This is a genomic window from Muricoccus harenae, from assembly GCF_009848505.1.
Taxonomy (GTDB): Bacteria; Pseudomonadota; Alphaproteobacteria; order Acetobacterales; family Acetobacteraceae; genus Roseomonas; species Roseomonas harenae.
Window position 1 is genome coordinate 1 of record NZ_WWDL01000074.1, and the last position, 5,268, is coordinate 5,268.

5 protein-coding genes are annotated in these 5,268 nt (G+C 55.4%); 1 reads left to right on the forward strand and 4 read right to left on the reverse strand.

Annotated elements, in window-relative coordinates; translation table 11 throughout:
• Positions 1-248: 248 nt before the first annotated feature.
• The 3 genes from GSE44_RS24800 to GSE44_RS24810 are packed head-to-tail and all read right to left on the reverse strand — an operon-like array spanning position 249 to position 2,514.
• Positions 249-1,031, reverse strand: coding sequence for a hypothetical protein (locus GSE44_RS24800; RefSeq protein ID WP_159351499.1), 783 nt, complete (start codon positions 1,029-1,031; stop codon positions 249-251).
• Positions 1,028-1,498, reverse strand: coding sequence for a hypothetical protein (locus tag GSE44_RS24805; RefSeq protein ID WP_159351500.1), 471 nt, complete (start codon positions 1,496-1,498; stop codon positions 1,028-1,030). Before GSE44_RS24805 ends, GSE44_RS24800 begins: the two co-directional genes overlap by 4 nt.
• A gap of 29 nt (positions 1,499-1,527) precedes the next feature.
• Positions 1,528-2,514 (reverse strand): hypothetical protein, encoded by a 987-nt coding sequence (locus GSE44_RS24810; protein WP_159351501.1) that lies wholly within the window; start codon positions 2,512-2,514, stop codon positions 1,528-1,530.
• A 1,138-nt stretch (positions 2,515-3,652) separates the two neighbouring features.
• Here GSE44_RS24810 and GSE44_RS24815 point away from each other — a divergent pair.
• On the forward strand, positions 3,653-4,645 hold the full coding sequence (locus tag GSE44_RS24815) for a hypothetical protein (RefSeq protein ID WP_159351502.1): 993 nt from the start codon (positions 3,653-3,655) through the stop codon (positions 4,643-4,645).
• A 52-nt stretch (positions 4,646-4,697) separates the two neighbouring features.
• Here the strand turns inward: GSE44_RS24815 and GSE44_RS24820 are convergent, their stop codons facing one another.
• A complete protein-coding gene (locus tag GSE44_RS24820; RefSeq protein WP_159351503.1) occupies positions 4,698-4,952 on the reverse strand; it encodes a hypothetical protein in 255 nt (84 codons plus the stop codon).
• Positions 4,953-5,268 lie beyond the last annotated feature (316 nt).

The window sequence follows — 5,268 nt, forward strand, 5'->3', positions numbered from 1 at the left end:
CGTATCGCGAAGGCCCAATCAGGATAGGGTTTCGCGGAAATCCGTCACTCGGATTTTGCTCGCATTCGCACGACGCATGCCGGCCCATTCGCGAGACGTATTCGAGGTCTCCCATGACCACCGATTGGGGGAAGGTACGTTGGCTGATCCAATCTGAGCACCATTAGCAACAACTATCTCCACGATGATGGTTCAGCGGACGACCTGCGTGACCGACGCCTCAACGTGTGGTGGAGGTAGAATGCGGATTAAATTCCGACAGACAATAGAATTACTTCGCCGCTTAGTAGCGGCCTTTCCACTGTCATTCTACTCTCCCATATGTCTGCTGAGTTCCACCAGTCGTCGGATTCCAGCGAGTATTCAGCGCCATCACCTACTAACAGGCGGACTTTGGGACGCACGCTTGAAGTTGCGCGAAGCACGGCACCTTTGCGAACCATAAGATTCTGTGCAAACAGCGCCACATACGGCGTCGCTCCATAACGTACTGACCTGCTGTGCACTCTGCATTCTGACATACTCGGAACTTTTATCTGAGACATATTCTCGGCGGCCCCGCTCTTGATGTTAACTGGACTGCCGTTGATCGAAAGTGCAGTTAACTCTACTCCAACACCTAATCCAAGGCGGTCTTTCGCCTCTTGTAGGTTGAGGGACAATGTCACCTCCCGATTGCTGACATTCAAGAAGCTGAACTGTGCGTCCACGACGACTCGAATCGCTGCCTCATCTCCCGGCTCCGCCGCCATGTTGTCCTGCCCGTAATCACCTTCTACTGAGATGCTGAGTTGATAGCAGTCGTTGATGGCCGGTGCCGCAATCATCCCGGCGATGCGGCGGGCAAAGCATTCATCATCCAAAATTGGCAACCGCAAACGTGCTCGAAGTTGAAGCACCAGAGATGCTAAGGGTTCTTGGCGCTGGGCTTGTGACGCCAGTACGACCGATCCGAAAAGCAACCCCAAGCAGGCCGCTGCTGCCAAGATTAGGACGGCATAGAACGCGAAATCTGATGTGAAGATCGTCATGGCAGCTCCACGTCAATCGTTGACCCTCCGGCACTAGCCGTAGTCGAAGACGAGCGGCCAGTATGCTTGCTTGTAAATGCTATCACATAGATCGCATAAAAAATTGTAACGAGGGAACATACCGTCTGTATAATCAGGTAACGAGTTGCGGGATACCTGTGTTCTTTATGGCGAAGATAGTGATCAACGTCTACTCCGTATACGATAACCCCAATAACCGTGAAGAAGCCAACCACAATCGACAAGAAAATGTGGTAACCCTCTTTGGGAAGCTTGGGCGTATCCAGCATTGTGTAAATGCTGCCACACAGCAAACTCATAGAATAGAAAAAAAGACTTCCATCCGCGACTATCAATCCCATATCGATGCTAACGCTTCCATCCACGAGTAGCACTGCGACCGTAATCCATAGCTGGATAAGACCGCCAACTACAATCAATGTGCTGAACACCAACAGACGGTGCATGTTCCTCTCCAATGTTACAAAGCCGCAGCCTACCGGGACGGCTTCATTAGAAATTCATAGAAGTCCTCTCTTGAAAGGGCTTGCTCCCCCTTAACAAGCTCTGATGACTTCTGCACCAATATCAACTTACCTCGTTTATTTTGGAGAAATGATGCCTTGTGCTCCAGACTGTCAAGGTTATATCTGACCGCGTCGGAGTTCGAAAAATCGGTGTGCTCCCAGAGAAAATAAACTTGATTCAGTTGCGGTGGCTCCAGTAATGCAAAAGATTCGCTCTTAAGTTTGGAGCGGTCTACCTTTGCACACTCCTCAGGCATCCAGCACTGCCACAGGTATCCAGAATACATATCGGCCGCCGAAAGTACTCTGGGTTCGATGAAGTGGTCTTTTTCGCATGAAGAAATCAAGAGGCAATAGTTAAAACTTTTCCCCCATCGACCGGTTAGACGCCTTAAATCCGCATCTGGCAGGTTCTTTCGGTGGCACAGGAAGCCCTTCGCATTAACATTGAATGCCTGCGCATCTTGCTGTAGCCGCTGGCGTATAGCTCCACTCTTTGATGGTGATATGATCACTGCCAAAGAATCAGCCTCGTCTCCCTCGCCAAGCTGACCAAATAGATACTGTTCAGATTGGTTAGTGCTTGGATTTACGTCCCAAGACGGTCCCCACCTTTCGAAGCCACTGAAAAGCCAGTGTTGAAGCTGATCCTGCCAAACTATTGTCTCTGCGAGAGCTTGGCCTTGCTGCCGCTCCCACCATCCAGAGCGCAGCAGGAGTGCAGGAAAAAAGACACCTTGGAGCGAAACGAGCACAGCTTCATTAGGGGGACGTTGCTTCGCAATCTTTCGCCGGAGTTCCCCAACTGGCTGCGTCCCATCCTGCTCGCGATCCACTTTTGCAGGATTGTGCCCCGGGAAATCCTTCAGGTGCCCGACTACAGAAAAGCTGTAGTCGTTGACAGTCTCTGGTGGCACCGCAGCGTCGTAGTCAAGGAATGCGATTCTCTCCAACATGGATTTCGCTCCTGATGACGGTTTGTCCGAGTATCCGTTGGAATCTCTCATCGCTCGAGGCTACTTGGGTCAACATGGCAGGGCCTTGCAGGCTGTGCGGCGGCTGCGATAGCTAATCTGGCGCGGCGTGGATGAACACCGGCCTAAAAGTATCGGAAGCCTTAAAAAGACTCTCTTCCGCGTTGCGCAACGAGCCGCTAAAAGGCGGAGCCAACAATTTCTTGGTCTACCCACTACGATAAAATCACCAATGCTGGCGTGGCCGGGGACGCGAAGTGGGCCGCTGCTAGTAATCGGCCCGAGAAGCTGAATTTGTCAATTCTGGTACAGAGGCGGGCGGTGAGTCCACACCTTTGTCAAGGCACGGCGCAACAGTTCCTTACACAGCTTCTGGATGATCGTTTCGATGCTGCCCAGACCGGCCTGCGCGGCGCTGCCCTCCAAGTTGGTCTCCCATGGCACGGTGCTGCGGCCGGCAACGGCTGACCGTGAGACGCCGGGCAAGCTGGCCTGAAAGCTTCGCTGGCGCTCATGCGTGATGGCGAGGCGGACTGTTGGAGGCCGGTTTGACTGACCGCCCACGGCAAGCGGCCGCGAAGTTCGTTTTGTTGATTCGCACTGCGGTCATGGCTAAGGCGTCTCGAAATGATCGGCGAAGGTGCGGGTCCATCGTCAGTGATGACCGGCGAGATAGCTTCGCCGTACATCTAGGGTTCGGTCGTGCAGATCGTCCGCTTGACCATTACGGTTGAGGCAGTCGTTGCTAATGGTGCTCGGATGAAAACGAGCAAGCGTGCCGTCGGCCGAAGAATCGTATTTGGGAGACTGCCACCCCTCTCCCGAATACAACCGATTGCGAGAGGGAGGGGGAGTAAGGCAAGGGGCACGGCTCAGCCGAAGCTAACTGTACCATCTTCACTTTAGTTCGGACGCCGCCGGGTTCTACACGTGCGACAGGATCAAAGGGAAAGCGCCCTACAATGGGACGTATCCTTGCAGGCTCCTTCACAAGAACCGGAAGTTGCGATTCCGAACCGCCTCTTCGCACCTTGGAGTTGGCCCGCCCCGGCTGCGGTGGGCGATCTGAAATGTGTGTGCCGGTTCGCTCTGGGCAGCCAGCCAATCTCCGTGAAGGTGGGTGAGCACCGACAATCAGTACCAAGCGGATTCTGATGGACTTCCCAAGAAATCGATCTGCATCATTCTGGCATCCGAACGGACGCGAGACGCGGAGGTGCCTATGGCGCAATGGCATGACACCGAGTTGCGAACGGCCATGGATGACCACATTAGGGTAGTCGAGGAGGCATGTGCTAACAGGGAGATCGCATCCAAGGCCGCGCAGCACATCTCTCGGACGTTGCGAAAGGCATCTGATGAACTAGCCGATAGATCCGAGCGCATGATTGTCGAGGTTGTGGACGCAGAGGACAGCCCCGGGAAGCTGAAGGCAGCACGGAAGAGGTTAGATCGGGCGATTGCTGACATTCGCGAACTTCTCCGCGAGCATGCGCGGTTCGCTAGACTACGTGTCGCCGAGGTCGGCGCGGAGACCAGAGCAAAGCGTATCCACTGGCATGTCATGGACGCGTGTTCTCGTATCGATGCCCTGCGCAGCCGTAGTTTTTACGAGCGCCTCGGCTTGTCTCCCATGACGCCCATAACCTTTGGTCCAGACGCGCACAGGGCTAACTGGGTAATCACCCGCGACAGACTCCGTTCAACGCGGCGCCTCGCCTACAGCACGCTGTGGTCGGCATCGAAGCAATACGTCTACTGGACTTGGCGACACCTCCTTCGGCGAGCCAAGACTAGCGCAGTGGAGTTCTTGATAGCCTTCTTGCTGTTGGGGCAGGGCATCGGCGCGTTGGTAGGTCTGGTCGAGGAAGAGTCGCTCCTGTGGGGCCTCGCGCTTGGTGCCTTAATCGAGGTCCTAAGCCGCTATGCCGTTGGCCCGTGGCTCGACGAGCGATTCCTGAGGCAGCGGAAGGAGGCACTTATTGTCAGCATCCGCGATTTCCACATCGCTGCCCTGAGAACCTATGTACATCTCGCGCTCGCGGATACGCTCCGAGATGCCTTCCTCGATGGAGAAGGAGCGCCGAGTGGCGATGAGGGTAACCAGCAATAAAGCAGCCGCCGTTCTATGCAGCCTTTGAGGTTAAGGAGAACTGACCGGCAATTCACTGGCGAGGCTCGGGATGGGTACCGCCGCCTCTCCGGCTCTCCCCGGTAAAGCGTCCCTGCCGGTCGTAGAAGCGTGTCCGGCCACTTGGTTGGGGATCGGCACGGCCCGTGTATCGTCCCTGTCGGTCGTAGAAGCGGGTATCGCCATTTGGGGCAGTCCGGGCGGCGCCTTGGAACCGTCCGGCGCGGTCGTAGAAGCGCTGCTCGCCACTCGGCTGGGCCGACGCGACGGCCGGCAGAAGTAGGATCATGCCAATAAGAATCCGACAATGCACGACGGTCGCCTCCTTCAGCGTAGCGGGCTGACACGGACAGGAGCGCTGCGCTCCTCATCCAGCATTCAGCATCCAACACGCTGCCCATGAGCGGCACCAAAAACAACTGTTTCACCCATTCACCGAATGAACCCCGTCGTCGGACGTGTGCCCCGCCCTTCGGTGGTCGGCCTTGAACAACCAGCAACCTGTTGATCCGGGGCAGGAAAGCTCGGAATTTGGGTGCTGGAATTGCAGAGTTCGGTTGGAATAGGCGGCAAAGCCTGCGATTCTTCCAATCATGAAACACCGT